The 15,878-nt window shown below is 41.0% G+C and carries 16 protein-coding genes; 1 reads left to right on the top strand and 15 read right to left on the bottom strand.

Annotated features, from left to right (window positions below; all coding sequences use genetic code 11):
* Positions 1-180: 180 nt before the first annotated feature.
* From spoIIP to aroF, 6 genes are all read right to left on the bottom strand, one after another.
* On the bottom strand, positions 181-1,458 hold the full coding sequence (gene spoIIP, locus ACYQ03_RS18085) for a stage II sporulation protein P (RefSeq protein ID WP_459911360.1): 1,278 nt from the start codon (positions 1,456-1,458) through the stop codon (positions 181-183).
* The gene (locus tag ACYQ03_RS18080) at positions 1,448-2,227 is read right to left on the bottom strand and encodes a DUF1614 domain-containing protein (protein WP_459911359.1); all 780 of its coding nucleotides are present in this window, start codon (positions 2,225-2,227) and stop codon (positions 1,448-1,450) included. Before ACYQ03_RS18080 ends, spoIIP begins: the two co-directional genes overlap by 11 nt.
* 331 nt (positions 2,228-2,558) lie before the next feature.
* Positions 2,559-4,577: a bifunctional 4-hydroxy-3-methylbut-2-enyl diphosphate reductase/30S ribosomal protein S1 gene (locus ACYQ03_RS18075; RefSeq protein ID WP_459911358.1), complete on the bottom strand. Its 2,019-nt coding sequence runs from the start codon at positions 4,575-4,577 to the stop codon at positions 2,559-2,561.
* Positions 4,578-4,600: 23 nt separating this feature from the next.
* The gene (locus ACYQ03_RS18070; protein WP_459911357.1) at positions 4,601-5,194 is read right to left on the bottom strand and encodes a lysophospholipid acyltransferase family protein; all 594 of its coding nucleotides are present in this window, start codon (positions 5,192-5,194) and stop codon (positions 4,601-4,603) included.
* 2 nt (positions 5,195-5,196) lie between these two features.
* The gene (gene cmk, locus ACYQ03_RS18065) at positions 5,197-5,865 is read right to left on the bottom strand and encodes a (d)CMP kinase (RefSeq protein WP_459911356.1); all 669 of its coding nucleotides are present in this window, start codon (positions 5,863-5,865) and stop codon (positions 5,197-5,199) included.
* A 227-nt stretch (positions 5,866-6,092) separates the two neighbouring features.
* Positions 6,093-7,109: a 3-deoxy-7-phosphoheptulonate synthase gene (aroF, locus tag ACYQ03_RS18060; RefSeq protein WP_459911355.1), complete on the bottom strand. Its 1,017-nt coding sequence runs from the start codon at positions 7,107-7,109 to the stop codon at positions 6,093-6,095.
* Positions 7,110-7,329: 220 nt separating this feature from the next.
* On the opposite strand from aroF, the gene ACYQ03_RS18055 reads away from it, so the two are divergent.
* Positions 7,330-8,523 carry a pyridoxal phosphate-dependent aminotransferase gene (locus tag ACYQ03_RS18055; protein ID WP_459911354.1) on the top strand — a complete coding sequence of 398 codons (1,194 nt, stop codon included), beginning with the start codon at positions 7,330-7,332 and terminating at the stop codon, positions 8,521-8,523.
* 480 nt (positions 8,524-9,003) lie between these two features.
* Here ACYQ03_RS18055 and ACYQ03_RS18050 read toward each other — a convergent pair whose 3' ends face one another.
* The 9 genes from ACYQ03_RS18050 to ACYQ03_RS18010 form a co-directional block, all read right to left on the bottom strand.
* Complete coding sequence (locus ACYQ03_RS18050; protein ID WP_459911353.1) at positions 9,004-9,426, bottom strand: HutP family protein; 423 nt, start codon at positions 9,424-9,426, stop codon at positions 9,004-9,006.
* A gap of 114 nt (positions 9,427-9,540) precedes the next feature.
* Positions 9,541-9,996 carry a hypothetical protein gene (locus ACYQ03_RS18045; protein WP_459911352.1) on the bottom strand — a complete coding sequence of 152 codons (456 nt, stop codon included), beginning with the start codon at positions 9,994-9,996 and terminating at the stop codon, positions 9,541-9,543.
* 65 nt (positions 9,997-10,061) lie between these two features.
* Positions 10,062-10,301: a hypothetical protein gene (locus ACYQ03_RS18040; RefSeq protein ID WP_459911351.1), complete on the bottom strand. Its 240-nt coding sequence runs from the start codon at positions 10,299-10,301 to the stop codon at positions 10,062-10,064.
* 182 nt (positions 10,302-10,483) lie between these two features.
* Entirely contained in the window at positions 10,484-11,476 is a 993-nt protein-coding gene (locus tag ACYQ03_RS18035) for a pseudouridine synthase (protein ID WP_459911350.1), read from the bottom strand.
* A 65-nt stretch (positions 11,477-11,541) separates the two neighbouring features.
* The gene (locus tag ACYQ03_RS18030; RefSeq protein WP_459911349.1) at positions 11,542-12,072 is read right to left on the bottom strand and encodes a spore maturation protein; all 531 of its coding nucleotides are present in this window, start codon (positions 12,070-12,072) and stop codon (positions 11,542-11,544) included.
* 5 nt (positions 12,073-12,077) lie between these two features.
* Positions 12,078-12,668, bottom strand: coding sequence for a nucleoside recognition domain-containing protein (locus ACYQ03_RS18025; RefSeq protein ID WP_459911348.1), 591 nt, complete (start codon positions 12,666-12,668; stop codon positions 12,078-12,080).
* Between the two features lie 51 nt (positions 12,669-12,719).
* A complete protein-coding gene (locus ACYQ03_RS18020) occupies positions 12,720-14,456 on the bottom strand; it encodes an ATP-binding protein (RefSeq protein WP_459911347.1) in 1,737 nt (578 codons plus the stop codon).
* A gap of 148 nt (positions 14,457-14,604) precedes the next feature.
* The gene (ytfJ, locus tag ACYQ03_RS18015) at positions 14,605-15,057 is read right to left on the bottom strand and encodes a GerW family sporulation protein (protein WP_459911346.1); all 453 of its coding nucleotides are present in this window, start codon (positions 15,055-15,057) and stop codon (positions 14,605-14,607) included.
* The gene (locus tag ACYQ03_RS18010) at positions 15,032-15,697 is read right to left on the bottom strand and encodes a DUF2953 domain-containing protein (protein ID WP_459911345.1); all 666 of its coding nucleotides are present in this window, start codon (positions 15,695-15,697) and stop codon (positions 15,032-15,034) included. Before ACYQ03_RS18010 ends, ytfJ begins: the two co-directional genes overlap by 26 nt.
* Positions 15,698-15,878: the final 181 nt, after the last annotated feature.

Here is a 15,878-nt window from a genome sequence, read left to right as displayed (position 1 = left end):
TCATACCTCCGTAATAGCCGTTAGCTATTAGCTGTTAGCCGTTAGCTGTTAAGCTCTACGGGCTATGAGCCTCGATCATACAAAAAGCTAAGAGCTAAAGACTAATGACTAATGACTAATAGCTAAAGACTAAAAGCTAAAAGAAGCTGCCGCCTCCCTAAGAAGTCGGCAGCCCTTTTTTTAATCTTCCGTTACATCGTCCCTATGATCTATTACAGCTCTATCTGCCACATCATTTTGGGCTTTTTGAGGTTGATCCTTACTTTTTGTTACAGTCTTTCTATTGACGATTTTCTTAAGGGGACCAAGGTAGTTGGTAAATTCTTTACCAAGGTTTGATAGCCCCTTTAAACTACCAGTGCTAATTAATAGGAATCCTCCACCAAGGATCAGGGTAAGACCCAATATCCAACCAACAGCCTTCCAGCCACCTGAACCTGTGGCCCCATCACCGGTTATACCAGCGCCAGGTGCCTGCTTTGGTGCTTGTGTAGTTGGGCCACCCTCGATACCCAATACCGTGGGCACAGCATCTGCAAACAGGGTTACACCATTTTCTGCCTGCTCTTTAGTATTAGTATGTGTCCCTGCCTCTATAAGGAGAGCCGTGGGCATAAGATCCTGGTTGTAGTTACCCTTGGCCATGAATATTTCTTTAACAATTTTCGGATGGACTTTATTGGAATAAGCCATCATCCTTCTGGCAAAATCCAGGTTTGCTTGCATATTAGGGTTTTGTCGACCAACTACCAGTCTCAGTTTGCTAACCTCAGTATCAGATACTTTTGCTGAGTAGTAATTGGGATCAGGAATGCCATCCCGATGTACATCTATGATGGCAATGGGGTTTTGCTGCATAATCTTTGAAGCTGTACGTCTGGATCGCTGATAAGCTGCATTATCATGGGGGTCATGGGGTGTTTTATCATAGACAACTTGGGCACCGCTTTTTTCTTTAAGTCTCTGAACAAAGGATTCACCCACATCATAAATACCGCCCTTAAAAGGAATACTTTCTGTTCCATCGGTGGGTACATAGGCTTCATCGCTATGGGTATGATAAACCCCTACGGTACCTTTCTTGGGGGATGCAGCCGCCATGGCTAGTCTTTCATCTGTAAAAAATTCATTCCAGGCTAAAAATCTCTTATCCATGCCTAGGGATTTTACCGTGGCCTTATCCTTAGTAACTTTAACAATCCTATAGTGCTGACCCTCTGAATTGATTATCTCGTCCCCAGTGGCTACTCCTCGGCAGGCCTGACTTATGAGGTTACCTTTTTCATCAAAAATTTCGATATGTTTACCCACAGCATGGTCCACTTCTTCCCCAGATAGGATTGAAGCTGGGTTCCAGGCAGGTAGGACCATCTCCGCAAAACATAGTCTACCGATGATACCTATACCCATAAGGATACAGCAGACACTTACAATAAAGCGGAATTGCTTAGTCTTCAAGGCGGTCTACCTCCTTCCGATCTAAAGAATCATGACCTTCCTTTTCTGTAGAGGTTTTCTTTCTATCCTTCTGTTCAAACTCTGGTTTGCGTAAACCTGCCAATAGGGCATCGGGCTTCCCCTGGGAAGCGGGACCTCCTTGTAACCTTTCCCTTGTTTCGCCAATTAAGTCTGCTATTAAAACAGCCAAAATACCTGAAATCACAATGGTGTCAAAGGCACCTGCACCTCCAATGCTTTTAGTGGCATTAGTGGCGTTATTTTGTAACATATAAAAGTAGTTGGCTACATCCCACAAAATAATACCTAAGGTGGCACCAATAAAAGCACTTCGTCGGGACCTGCCAGCCAGATAGGCTATGATAGCAGCAATGATGGGAAAAACATAAAGAGGATCTACAAAATTCAAAGCACCCCCGGCTGGTTCTCCGAGACCACTCATAAAACGGGTACTGATAAAGTAAATGACAATACCTGTTAAAACTGATGAAATCAACGCTCTGGTGACTTCTTTACCTGTTCCCGCCTTGGCCAGAAGGTAAATTGCTAAGGCCACTGGGATTAAAGCCCCTCCTACATTAATCTCCAATGGTACCCTAAGACCTGGTATGGGAATGTTAATAAAACTACCAACAATTAGGGCTAAAATTACTGCTAGGGCACCTTTGTCTGATAATCTCATACGGTCCAATGCCCGTTGAGCAATACCAAAGAAGATGAGTAGAGATACGACAATAAGCACAATAAGTCCCAGGGGAAAACGATCCATATTCTTTCCTCCTTTGAGTGGTTATTCTAATCTAAAAAATAGATTTCCCTCTGGTGGTGAATTTATGCAAGTCTAATCTGTCACCCCTTAGAAAAACTAAGACTTACACCCAGTCTTTAGGCGTCAGCTTTTGCTTTAGCTTAAAATAGCCTCTTGTGCCATGAGCCTTGGGCTTTGGGCTTTTTGTGTATGTTATGCTCAAGGATCTTTAGCTCATGGTTCACGGTACAGGACCTTATTTTCTTCATCAGCGGTTTTGTGACTGATGGTCATGAACTACTAATATGCAAATAAAAGGAACGGTTGCCATGGCAACCGTTCCTTTTATTTACTATTTATCTTTAAACATATCACCAAAAACATCACCTAGGGTTATTTTATCTTCGGGTGCTTCTTGTATGATAGGTTGCTCTGAAGTCTCCCGTTGCTTCTGAGGGCGTGCTTCCCGAGCAGGGCGTCCTTCGCTATTCACCTCACGGATGGATAAACGTATGCGTTTTTCAGTGGGATCTATACTTAGCACTTTAACTTGAACTTCTTCTTCTTCCTTAACAACATCACTGGGCTTTTCAACATGATGGTCTGCTAAATGAGAAATATGCACAAGGCCTTCTATACCTGGTTCTAATTGTACAAAGGCACCAAAGGGAGCCAAACGAACGACTTTGGCGTTGAACACACCACCCACAGGATACTTCTCTTCAATATTATCCCAAGGATTTGGTAAAACTTGTTTTAAGCCTAAGGAGATTTTTTCATTTTCACTATCAACCTTTAATACCATAACTTCCAATTCATCCCCAACCTTTACAACTTCTTGAGGATGATTAATCCGATGCCAGCTCATCTCAGAAATATGCAGTAAGCCATCTAGACCTCCAAGATCCACAAAGGCACCAAAATTAGTAAGACGGCGAACAATTCCTTTTACTACTTGTCCCTCTTGAAGGGTTGCAAGCAATTCTTCCCGTTTGCGTGCATATTGTTCTTCCAAGACAGCTTTTCTAGACACAACTACCTTCTTACGGGGCTTGTTCATTTCAATGACTCGTATTTCAACTTCCTGGTTCAGGTAGTTAGAAAGATCTTCTACATAACCCCTTTCTACCAAGGAAGCTGGTAAGAAGGCTCGGACACCAACATCCACCAGCATACCGCCTTTAACAACTTCACGGATAACCCCTTTAATAATTGTGCCCTTTTCCATAGCCTCTTCCAAGCCATCCCAGGCCTTCTCTGCGGCGGCGCGTTCTTTGGATAAAATAATTTTACCTTCATTATCTTCTGCCTTAATAACAAGGCATTCTATTTCATCTCCAACCTTGACTAGTTCCTGGAGATTGTCAACACCATAAAAGGACATTTCCTTACGAGGTATTACCCCTTCAGATTTTGCCCCAATATCAACCAATACCTCATCCATACCTACTTGAACAACAACACCTTTTACAAGTTCGCCTGCTTGCGGAGACTTTACCTCCATGGCTTCGCTCATGCCTTCTTCCTCGGTAGTCATCTGATCCAATTCCTTCATCCTCTTTTTAACCTCCTCTATAATTGCGTCAGGTGTTGAAGCACCCGCTGTCAGACCAAATAATTCATGACCCCTGAACCATTCCTCACGTAGCTCCTCTGCAGATTCTACATGATAAGTTGGTGTCCCGGTTTCCTGACATAGTCTGGCTAGTTTTTTTGTATTGGCACTATTCTTACCACCAACCACTACCATAACATCTACTTCCCTGGCCAATTCCATTGCAGCCCTTTGACGCTCACCAGTGGCATGGCATATGGTATTACGGGCATCGATTTCCACTCCCTTTTGTTGAAGTGATTCAAGTAATGCCTGATAATTCTTTAATGGTTGTGTTGTTTGTGCCACAATTCCAACCTTGGGGTGTTCAATCCGACTAATTTCATCTGGACTTTCTATTACAATCCCTTTGCCCTCTGTCCAACCTAAGATACCTTGCACCTCAGGATGCCCGGGGTCACCCAGAATATATACAGGAAGTCCCTGGTCTGCCATTTCCTGTGCCTGTTTCTGGGCTCTTGCCACAAAGGGACAAGTTGCATCGAGTACTTCTAAACCCTTTTTTTGGGCAATTTTTAATGTTTCAGGCCCTACTCCATGGGAACGAATAATTACTGTTCCCTCCTCTATCTGGTCAAGAGCGGTAATTTCCTGCACACCTTGCTTTGCTAAATCTTGTACCACCTGGGGGTTATGAATTAATGGGCCAAGGGTATAAATATTCCCTTTTTCTTCCTTTACTTTAGATAGGGCTAAATCTATCGCCCTTTTAACTCCATAACAGAAACCTGCCTTTTTAGCCAATTTAATCTGCAAGAAATCACCCCGTACTAAAAATCCTATATTCCATTACTATGATTTATTAACTGTTCAATTTCCTTCATCACCTTGCTGCTCAATAACTCTAGTTTCTCTTTGTTGGGACGACTTTGCCAAAGTTCCGGCATATAAACAGGTTTCCCAATCTTGACGATAACTTTATTGAAAAAGCCTCTTGTTCCTATTAGAGCAACAGGCAATATGGGTACATCACCTTTTACTGCCAGCATAGCTGCACCAACATGGGCCTTTTGTAGTTCCCCTGTTTTGCTTCTTGTTCCTTCGGGAAATATTCCTACCACATTACCGTTTTTTAAGTGCTCCAGAGCCTTGCGAATAGCATTACGATCCGACTTTTCACGATCAATAGGGAAAGCTCCTAGTAAAGTGATAATTGTATTTAGTATTGGAATTCTAAATAATTCAATCTTAGCCATAAAATGAATTCGTCTAGTTAAGGCACAGCCCACTACAACCGGATCTAAATTACTAACATGATTAGAAACTACTAATACTCCTCCATCAACAGGTAAATTCTCAAGTCCGACAATTTTCCATCTTCTCCAAAATAGAAGAATATGTCGGATTATAAACCTGAGCAATATATAAAACATAATTAATTTCCTTTCTTAACCCAGGTGATGATGGAATGTACAACTTCGTCTATGGTCATGCCAGAGCTGTCAATCAATACTGCATCCTCTGCGGGAACCAGTGGAGAAATGTCTCGTTTGCTGTCTATAGAGTCCCTTTTTTCAATTTCGTTTATTAACTCTTCAATATTCACACTATATCCACGATCAAGCATTTCTTTAGCCCGACGCCTTGCTCTTTCTTCCGCTGAAGCTGTTAGATAAAACTTTGCCTCTGCTTTGGGCATAACCACAGTGCCAATGTCCCGACCATCCATAACTACGCCTGTTTCTCTGGCTATCTCTCTTTGACGATTGACAAGTATTTCCCTTACACCTGCTATTTTCGCAACTGATGAAACATGATGGGTTACTTCTGGGGAACGGATTTCTTCTGTTACATCTGAATCATCTAAAAGAACTGCTTGCTTAGGACCTGCCAATAGAGTTACCTTGGTCCGCCTAGCCAATTCTTCTAAATTTTTAGTATCTTTTAAATCCATTCCTTCACGCAAAGCCTTTAAGGTAATGGCTCGATACATAGCACCTGTATCAATATAAACTAAGTTTAACTTTTCTGCCACTCGCTTGGCTACTGTACTCTTTCCTGCCCCAGCGGGACCATCAATGGCAATACACTTATGTTTAGTCAATCAATAGACCCCCAATGAACTTTAAAAAGCCCTAATACATCCTTAAAAATTTTCGACGCATAGATAAAAACTCCTTTTTTTTAAGAAAAAAGCCAGAAGAGGATAAATTCTTCCAGCTGTTATTATTCTACCTTCAATTGTTTTAATGCATGGTTAATAGTAGATCTACTATATAAAACATACACACAGCCCATAGCTCAGGTTCCTTTAGCTGAGGTTGATGACTATTAGAAAATAACTTTACCTATTGCCTGAGCCACCATTTTTGTTTCCTCCATTAAGAGACGAAAGTTATCTGGTGTCAAGGATTGTTGCCCATCACACAATGCTTCAGAAGGATTTGGATGGACTTCAATTAATAATCCATCAGCCCCAGCTGCCACTGCGGCCTTAGCCATTGAGGATACGTACCTCCATTTTCCAAGGGCATGACTTGGATCAACAATTATGGGTAAATGAGATAAATGATTTATTACTGGCACTGCAGATAAATCCAAGGTATTCCTAGTGGAGTTCTCATAGGTTCTAATACCCCTTTCGCAAAGAATAACATTATAATTACCCCCAGCCATAATGTATTCTGCAGACATTAACCACTCCTGGATAGTAGCAGATACACCCCTTTTTAATAAAACGGGTTTATTCAACTTTGCTACTGCCCGTAAAAGAAAGTAATTTTGCATATTCCTGGTACCAATTTGCAGAATATCTGCATATTCAGCTACCATTGGCAGGGTACTGGCATCCATTACTTCAGTAACAATTTTTAGACCTGTTCTTTCCCTGGCTTCCGCAAGGTATTGTAGCCCCTTCTCTTCTAACCCCTGAAAAGCGTAAGGTGAGGTGCGAGGTTTATAGGCTCCTCCCCTTAGGATAGTTGCCCCGGCCCTTTTCACTACTTCCGCTGCTTCAAATAGCTGTTCCCTGCTCTCTACTGCACAGGGCCCAGCCATAATGTGAATTTGATCACCGCCGATCTCAAGGTCCCCCACCTTAATTATTGTATCCTCTACCTTAAAAGCCCTACTAACCAGCGTATATGGTTTTAGAATTGGCACCACTTGATCGACCTCAGGCATAGCTTCCAAGGCGAAATCACCCATTCTTGTCTTATCCCCAATGGCACCAATTATGGTTCGTTCCACTCCCTCGGAGAGATGGCTTGCAAAACCAGCTTTGTTAAGCCTGTCCAAAACAGCACTTATATCTTCCTTTTTGGCTCTTTGACTCATTACTACAATCACCACACTTCTCCTTCCGTCCCAAAGACTTCGGTTCTATCATTCACTAATATAACCATAGAAACAAGCTTTTAGCTTTTAGTCTTTAGCTTTAGCTGTTGGACTTTTGCTATAACTAATAGCTAACGGCTAATTTAATTATATCAACTCAGAAAAATATTTTTGGAAAATTATTATTCTAATGATAAAATATTGGTAATAATTTTGTGAAAGGGGTTAATATATGGTAATTTCAGATAAAATTGCATCATCCTTAGGTAATGGTTCTTTTATTCGTAAAATGTTTGAAGAAGGTGACCGTTTAAGAAAAATTCATGGCCCTGAAAATGTGTTTGATTTTACCCTCGGTAATCCTTCCGTAGAACCACCCGAAAAATTCAAAGAATTGTTAAAAGAGTTTGCACTTAATCCTATTCCAGGGATGCACCGTTATATGAGCAATGCAGGTTACCCTGAAACCCGGGCCGCGGTAGCTGAAGTTCTTGCGGAACAATCAGGCCTGCCCTTTGAAGCTAAGCATATTGTCATGACCGTAGGAGCAGGCGGTGGTCTTAATGTAGCCCTCAAAACTATTCTTAATCCCGGAGATGAAGTTATTGCTCTATCGCCTTATTTTGTAGAATATGGTTTTTATGTAGATAATCATGGTGGAGTTTTAAAAGTTGTTCCTACAAATGAGGAATTCCTCCCAGACTTAAATGTACTGAGCTCTGCTATCAATTATCGAACCCGAGCAATTATTATTAACTCACCAAATAACCCAACTGGTGTTGTCTATTCAGCCGAAGTACTAGCATCCCTTGGCAAACTAGTAGAGGAAAAGTCTCAACAGTTTGGCCGTCCGATATTTGTTCTTTCAGATGAACCCTATGCTAAAATTGTATACGATGGTGTAAAAGTTCCATCGGTGTTTGCACAAATTTCAAATGCAATCTTGGTTACATCTCACAGTAAAGATCTCGCTTTACCAGGTGAACGTATTGGTTATCTCGCCGTTAGTCCCAAAATTAATAAAGGTGATCTCTTAGTAGATGGTCTTGTTTTTTGCAACCGTACTTTAGGTTTTGTAAATGCTCCTGCCTTGATGCAGCGTCTGGTAACAGGACTACAAAGGGAGTCTGTAAACATCCAAGAATACCAAGAAAAACGGGATGTACTCTATAACCACCTGACTTCATTGGGTTTTGAAATTAATAAACCCCAAGGAGCCTTTTACTTATTTCCCAAATCACCACTAAACGACGATATTGAATTTAGTCAAAAAGCTGCTAAGTATAATATCTTATTAGTTCCGGGCGGTGGCTTTGGTACTCCAGGGTATTTCCGTTTGTCTTATTGCATTGAAATGGATACTATAAAGAGATCCTTACCAGCTTGGACAGAGTTAGCCAAAGAACTAGGTATGAAAAAAGCTTAATTAAAAGGAATCGGATCAATTGGATCCGGTTCCTTTTTTATATAATGTTCACTTCAAGGTTTTTTCTTGAGAAGTGTAACACTTTCCATACCTTTTTCTTATTATGTAGCAGAGTTACCCCAAGAAAAATAATTTTTACAGGAGGCGTTATAATGAGCGGTTACGGTTACGGAAATTACAGTTTTATTGTTTTCCTTATTCTCATTCTTCTACTGCTGGGTGGCCCCGGTTACGGAACCTATGAAGTAGAGAAGTAGACCTATCGTACAATTTTATAACGAACAATATCTTTAGTTAGGAGGGTACAAGATGGGCGGCTACTATAATAATAGTTCCTTCATCGTATTCTTAATCTTGATTTTGCTGTTCTTCGGCGGCTACGGTTATGGCGGCTATAGTGTAGAAAAATAATACCTTTCAAAAACTAAGGCTGACGACTATTCTTATCGTCAGCCTTAGTTTTCCTATGCTCAACTATTTTTAGGGGGTTGACACAGCCCGATGGCCTAAACCTATAGACACTTCATCTAGATGTAAAAGCCCTACCCCAAAAAATACTGCCACACTAATATGATCTGCCTGCCTGGCAATCCCTATCTTACCACCTACGTTTAACCCCATAGCTTTGGCCATAACCATAGAAAGAGCTTCACGAGTAGCACCAGCCACAGCTCCTTCATCGGCATGGATTTCTTTGATCACGCCTTCTCTTTTGGCTGCAACCACAGACCTTTCTATAATACGATTAACAGAGGAGATAAAATCACCGCCATAGTCTACCGCAGCTGTTTTAATTCCGTCATGTAAAAACCTAAGCTTGTACTCTTTTTCTTGCTCTCTGGACTCGGTCATGGACATTTCTATGGCTGCTTTAGCCACTTTTCTACTACCGTGGAGACTCAAAGAACCCACCTCCAAAAATAACACCCTCAGTGTATTCCTTTTTTTACCTGCTAACTGCCTAGATTATATTATAGCTCATGTTCAATTGCAATGTTTTCCATATTCATCATCGCTCTAACGGTTAAACTTGCGTTCCAGTATGGTACGGTAGGATCTCATTTCCTCGGCCACTCTAAATAATAGTCTCTCTACATCATACTTTGTCAGTGCTAAATTAGGCGGGTCAATGATTTCAATTTTTCGGAAATCATCTCTGGCAATAAATCTTACCACATCTTCTAACGTCTCAGCCCGTAGTTGTATTATTACAGGTGCATAGGCTACCTCGGAATTGGTAAATTCATCTTGTACTACATAGACTTCAGCACTCATATCAATTTCTTCAACCTGAATACCTTGTATGGGCACGTTTCGAAAAACGGCAACCTGTTGTTCCCTTAAATCTTCTGCAGCCTTATCACCAGGTTTACCTCCAAATAAAAAGCGTCCCGGTTTTCCGACACCTTTAAAATCCAAACGAACCTTAACCCGTAAGGGACGGTACATAATGTCTTCATTCTGTAGATTCAAAAAAATACCTCCTCGCCAAGCCTATTTAAAAAATTCGATTTAGGCGAGAAAATTCCTGCTAAGTGTTACCACTGGATATCATGGCAACCACAGTTTGGACAGGTGTCAAAATAAATTTTCTGCTGTTCAAAGGCTTCCTGGGCATCATCCAAGCTGGCACCTTGGCATTCCATCGTTGTCAGATAACCCTCTTGATTAAAGTTCCCCATCAACCCATAGGGTGGTGCCGTTGCTGTTTGTGAACTGGGTAAATAGTGAGAACTGGCAAAACTTTCGTAATTACCACATCGCCTGCAATAGGGCATAATTAATCCTCCCACTTCTTAGCCTTCAGTTTTTAGCCTTCAGTTTTTAGCCTTCAGTTTTTAGCCTTCAGTTTTTAGCCTTTAGCTTTTAGCCCTTAGCTAATGGCTAATTATATTCTTGCCAAGCTAAGGGGGACTTATGCCTTAATAAGGAAAACACGGCTTGGGGCCGTGTTACTTTACTATCTACTGATTTTTTTATCAAAGTTATTTTTACTTCCCTTTGGGCCTCTTTTTTCCTGGTAACCACTAACACTTGTTTTCCTGGATTGAGTTTTTCTATCAGCAGGGCTCTTGTCCCTTCCTGGCTCATACTTTCCACTGGGTTTTGACTTTCTGGACACCGTACTACTTTTTTCGGCGGTCTTTTCCCTAACGGGGTTAATCTTACTTTTTCGGATTAGCCCTTTTTTATTTAGTCCGCCGGTTTGGTGCATATCTTGATAATCAAATTTTACCCCTACCAGCCTAGCTAACTCCCTTAATTCCTTCTTGGTTAGCTCCCTTACTTCCCCTGATTGCAAGTTGCCCAGTTCAAGGGTCCCAATACGAATTCTCCTCAACCGGAGAACTTTGTAGCCAATATGTTCACACATTCGCCGTACCTGTCGGTTACGTCCTTCATGAATGGAGATCTCCAGTAAAGCCCTGTTATCACCAATGCCTGCAAGTCTTACATCAGCCGGTGCAGTAGGCCCATCTTCCAGCACCAAGCCCCTAGCCATTTCTTTCAGTTGCTCGGTTTCTGGAACTCCATCAACCTTAACCAGATAAGTTTTCTTAACTTTATGCTTGGGGTGAGTAACGGCCTGGGTAAGTTCACCATCATTGGTTAATAAAAGAAGTCCCTCAGAATCATAGTCTAAACGTCCGACGGGATAAACTCTTTGGTCAACCCCTTCCAGTAAATCTGCAATTGTCTTGCGTCCCCGTTCATCATTGAGGGTTGTTACATATCCTCTGGGTTTATTCATTAGTAAATAAACCCTTTTTTCTCGCTGAGGGAGGGGTTTGCCTTTTACCTCAATTTTATCCCGTAAAGGGTCTACTTTAATACCTAGCTCGGTAACTACTTTACCATTTACTTTTACTTTACCAGCAACAATTAAATCTTCAGAGTGACGGCGGGAAGCTACTCCTGCCTGAGCCAGTATCTTTTGTAACCTTTCCATCATATAGTGCTAGATCTCCTTGTTTTATAGTAACCTGATCAATTGTATCATACCCGGACCGAGTACTACTAAAACATCAATTTACAAATCATAATTGAAGAAATCAGGGTGGTAAAATCCGCTGCTAAACCAGAGGCAACTGCATAACGGTACTTACGAATTCCTACCGAACCGAAGTAAAGAGTTAGTACATAGAAAGTAGTATCACTGCTGCCTTGCATGGTTGATACCAGTCGCCCGACAAAACTGTCTGGTCCATGGGTCTTGATAACCTCTGTGGCAATGCCTAGGGCTGCCCCACCAGATAGGGGGCGCATGACAGCGTGGGGCAAAATATCGGCAGGTATCCCCAGAAAACTTAATATTGGTGACAACCAAGAAGCTAACAATTCCATAGCCCCAGAAGCACGAAATATACTTACTGCGACTAACATAGCTGTAAGAAAAGGTATGGTTTTAACGGCTGTGGAGAAACCAGATTCAGCACCTTCCACAAAGGTTTCAAAAACAGGTACCTTTTTTATAAAGGCCAGTAGAGGAATAATTAGCAGTATGACTGGTATAGCCCAACGTGAAATCTGATTTATTACTTCATACATCAGATTCACCACCTATTCCTATACAGACTTCTCAAAATTCTGTCTGCCAGGATGGCAACAGTCATGCCGCAGAGAGTTGCAAAAATAGTTGTACCAACTATTTCTGTGGGATCTTGACTTCCATATAACACACGAATGCCAATTATTGTTGTGGGAATAATTGTAATACAGCCAGTATTTAGAGCTAAAAATGTGCACATTGCTTCTGATGCGGTATCTGGGCGCTGTTGATTTAATTTTTGCAATTCTTGCATAGCAATCAAACCCATAGGGGTGGCTGCATTACCCAGCCCCAGAATATTGGCACTAATATTCATCACGATGGCCCCCATAGCGGGATGGTCCTTTGGAACACTGGGAAATAAAAATCTAGTTATGGGCCTTACTAACTTAGCTAGACCCTGTATTAAACCCGCTGCCTCTGCAAGCTTCATAATACCTAACCAGAAGGTTATAATGGCAATTAAACTAAGGGAAGTTTTTACTGCCACCTGTGCTCCATCCAAAGCTGCCTTTGTAACCACCTCTATGTGTCCTTGGGCACCTGCTACGAGAATACCAAAAACAATCATAAACAGCCATACATAATTTACCATAAAACTCCCCCCCTTGTCCTCCTAGAAATATTTATGAGGGGGGTTGGCCAATTAGAACTGTTCGTCCACTGGTAAATAAACTGTAAAACAAGTCCCTTCACCTAATTGACTTTCTACTTCAATACGACCTCTGTGTTTGTCAACGATGGTATAGGATATAGATAAACCCAACCCTGTTCCCTTATCCTTAGTGGTAAAGAAGGGGGTTCCCAGTTTGTCCAGGTTATCTTGATGGATACCATGTCCATTATCCTTGACAGACAGACTAATTTCATTTTCTGTTCCATGATAGCAAGTGGATATAATGATAGTTCCTTGCTGATGCATAGCTTGGAGGGCGTTCTGACAGAGATTTAAAAGTACTTGTTTGATTTGATCCTTGTCAATAATAATTGTGGGTAAATCCTTTAATTCAGTGGTTATCTTTACCCCTTGAAGAAAGGCCTGGGTTTCAAATATTCTTACGAAACTAATAATTAAATCGTTTAATGAGCAGGACTGCATTTGGGGTGGTTTTGGTTTAGCTAACTGAAGAAAATTATTAATAAAATTATCAGCTTGATCTATTTCCCGAACCATAATCTCCATAAATTCTTTATAAATTATATGTTCTTCTCCCATTTTTTCACTCATTAATTGAGCAAAACCCCTTACAGCAGTCAGAGGATTTCTTATTTCATGGGCCATGCCCGCAGCCATCTGACCAACCACGGCAAGTTTCTGCTGTTCTCTAATGCGAGCCTCCTGGCGACGTATGTCTGTAACATCTGTAAAGATCCCTATGGCACCAGAAACAGAATTTTTTTCATCCAGTAGTAAACTGGTATTTACCAAAATAGACTTCTCACCTTGGGCATTACGACATTTACACTCAATATTTGTAATGGGCTTTGCCATCTGGATAGTACTAATTAATAGAGGTTTTGAATGTGGACAACGTCTAAAGCAGGAGAAAGACTTACCAATTATTTCGTTGGCATCTATGTTCCATATTTTTTCTGCCGCCCTGTTAAAAAAAGTAACAATTCCATCACTATTTAAAATAATAACACCCTGGGACATGGCATTAAAAATAATGTCACTCTGCTGCATTAAAACCCGTAGTGCCTTTCCGGTAGCTAAAAGGTTCTTTTCCAATTGGTTCTGCTTAATGGTTGCCTCAACTGCTTTGGCCGCTGCTACGGTTAAACTTAAAGTATAAGGACTTTCCATCCCACAGGGCATAATAACGCTCAGTACCGCTATAATATCACCTTTTTCTCCGATAATTGGTGATCCCACACCGGACCAACGGTGAAAGTCCTTTACATAATGTTCTGCTCCAATGACTGCCAGAGGCATCCCAGTGGCCAAAACAGAACCAATACTATTATTGCCCATGGATTGTTCAGTATAACTTATACCGGCCGAAAAAGGAACATTAATAAATTCCCTTGTGGTATCTTTGCCTGTAAAGGATTCTAAGATAAAACCTTCAGTGTCTGCTATTAGAATAAGAAAGGTTTCACTATGTGTGCTAAGGGTGGTTTTGATAGTTTGAATGTGGGGTTCAAGAAGATCCAGTACATCCTGTAACATGGATTTCCTAGTTTGAAGTACTTCCTCTGATATTTTGTTCGTCTTTATTTGATATGGGTCAATTTTATATTCAGTACAACGCAACCATGCTTTATAGGTCTCTGAGAAAATATTTTTAGAATCAACAATCTCTCCCTTAATATATCTTTCCCAAATTGAATACATCACTAACTGATTAAGGTGCGGTACCGAAATCAATCGATCAATCAACCAAACATCCTCCGTTCTTTTAGAACTTCTATCTTTGTTCGACAATCAAGATCAGGGTTCCTGCGAATTTGTATATAACTTTTATGACAAAGGTACTATTTTAAATTTTTTAGCAAAACTAAAAGTGGGGAAGTTTTCCCCACTTTCCTTAAACAATAGGTTGTGTGTTAATGTTTTCTTGAACTTTTTTGCCACCTTTATTAAACATGCTTTGAATTTGGTTTAACATTTGTGGTGCTGCATCAATTAAGCGGTCAAACAAGGCGTGACTATCATCCACAGGCAATAGACGTATTTGGCCATTACCAACTACCAAAAAGCCCATTGGCTGCACGGAGACACCTGCACCACTACCACCACCAAAGGGTGAACCAACTGACTCCCCGTTACCGTTACCATTACCTTTACTACTATTCATTCCTGTTGAATATTCACCACCACCAGCAGCAAAGCCACATGCTACCCTGGAAACAGGAATAATAACACTGCCGTCGGGGGTCTCCACAGGATCACCCACCACGGTGTTTACATCAACCATTTCCTTAATACTTTCCATAGCAGTTTTCATTAAACCTTCAATGGGATGTTCTGACAACATCATTCACCCCCCGTCTCTTTACCTTTTTGTACAGAATTTTAATACCAGTAATCATAATATTTCCAATGCGAATTTTAAATATGCAGTCAAAAGCTGTTGAAAATATTTCTTTATTAAAGTTTGGTTCAACCTGCAGCTCCGGTTTTGGTCTCCCTGGAGCAACCATTTTATAAAATAGTGACGTCAACCCCCCCATAATACTCCAGGCAAAACCAGTAATTATACCTGTGGCAGCTGCATCACCAGTACCAATTTTCAGTTTCCAAATAAAACGTTCCAGAATTAGGTGCTCCAATAGGTACTCAATATCCTCTCTTATTGCCTTCATAAAAGGGCACCAGCGGTGGTAAAGCTCCACCGCTTCCTTTATGCTTGTAATAGTGTGCTCTCCCTGCCTACCCATTAATTCTTTAGAGTATTCACCGCCAGTTTCCAATTCCGTTCTTGTTTTCAGGTAAATCCCCGAAAGTTTTTGCTGAAAGATAATTACAGGAACTTCCAGTTTATAGTTTATAAAACCTAACAGTAAGAATTCAAGACTGACGGTGTCATCTTCCCCAACGCGAAAATACTTAAAATGCACCTTCATGTAAGAAAAGAAGACCAAAGTCATTAACAATACTAATCCGATAAAACCATACAATGCTAACAGACCTTGGTCACTCCTCTCATTTTCGATTAGCCGTCAGCCTTCAACTTATGGATTAATTTTTAAAAGAGCCCAAAAAGACCCCTGAGCAAAACAAGCAGAAAAGCTGACGGCTGAAGGTGGAGGGCTGATGGCTAATCCATTCTGCTCCACTTACATGCATTTTAAATAAATG

This window comes from Desulfotomaculum defluvii, assembly GCF_054657375.1.
Note: the sequence above shows the minus strand (reverse complement) of the source record. Positions and strands in the feature narration are given on the sequence as shown.

What these genes read in the sequence shown, in the direction of transcription:
- ACYQ03_RS18080 (WP_459911359.1), bottom strand. Translation starts at nt 2,227, where the DNA reads ATGGATCGTTTTCCCCTGGGACTTATTGTGCTTATTGTCGTATCTCTA.
- ACYQ03_RS18070 (WP_459911357.1), bottom strand. Translation starts at nt 5,194, where the DNA reads ATGTTTTATATATTGCTCAGGTTTATAATCCGACATATTCTTCTATTT.
- ACYQ03_RS18055 (WP_459911354.1), top strand. Translation starts at nt 7,330, where the DNA reads ATGGTAATTTCAGATAAAATTGCATCATCCTTAGGTAATGGTTCTTTT.
- ACYQ03_RS18040 (WP_459911351.1), bottom strand. Translation starts at nt 10,301, where the DNA reads ATGCCCTATTGCAGGCGATGTGGTAATTACGAAAGTTTTGCCAGTTCT.
- ACYQ03_RS18035 (WP_459911350.1), bottom strand. Translation starts at nt 11,476, where the DNA reads ATGATGGAAAGGTTACAAAAGATACTGGCTCAGGCAGGAGTAGCTTCC.
- ACYQ03_RS18030 (WP_459911349.1), bottom strand. Translation starts at nt 12,072, where the DNA reads ATGTATGAAGTAATAAATCAGATTTCACGTTGGGCTATACCAGTCATA.
- ACYQ03_RS18025 (WP_459911348.1), bottom strand. Translation starts at nt 12,668, where the DNA reads ATGGTAAATTATGTATGGCTGTTTATGATTGTTTTTGGTATTCTCGTA.
- ytfJ (WP_459911346.1), bottom strand. Translation starts at nt 15,057, where the DNA reads ATGATGTTGTCAGAACATCCCATTGAAGGTTTAATGAAAACTGCTATG.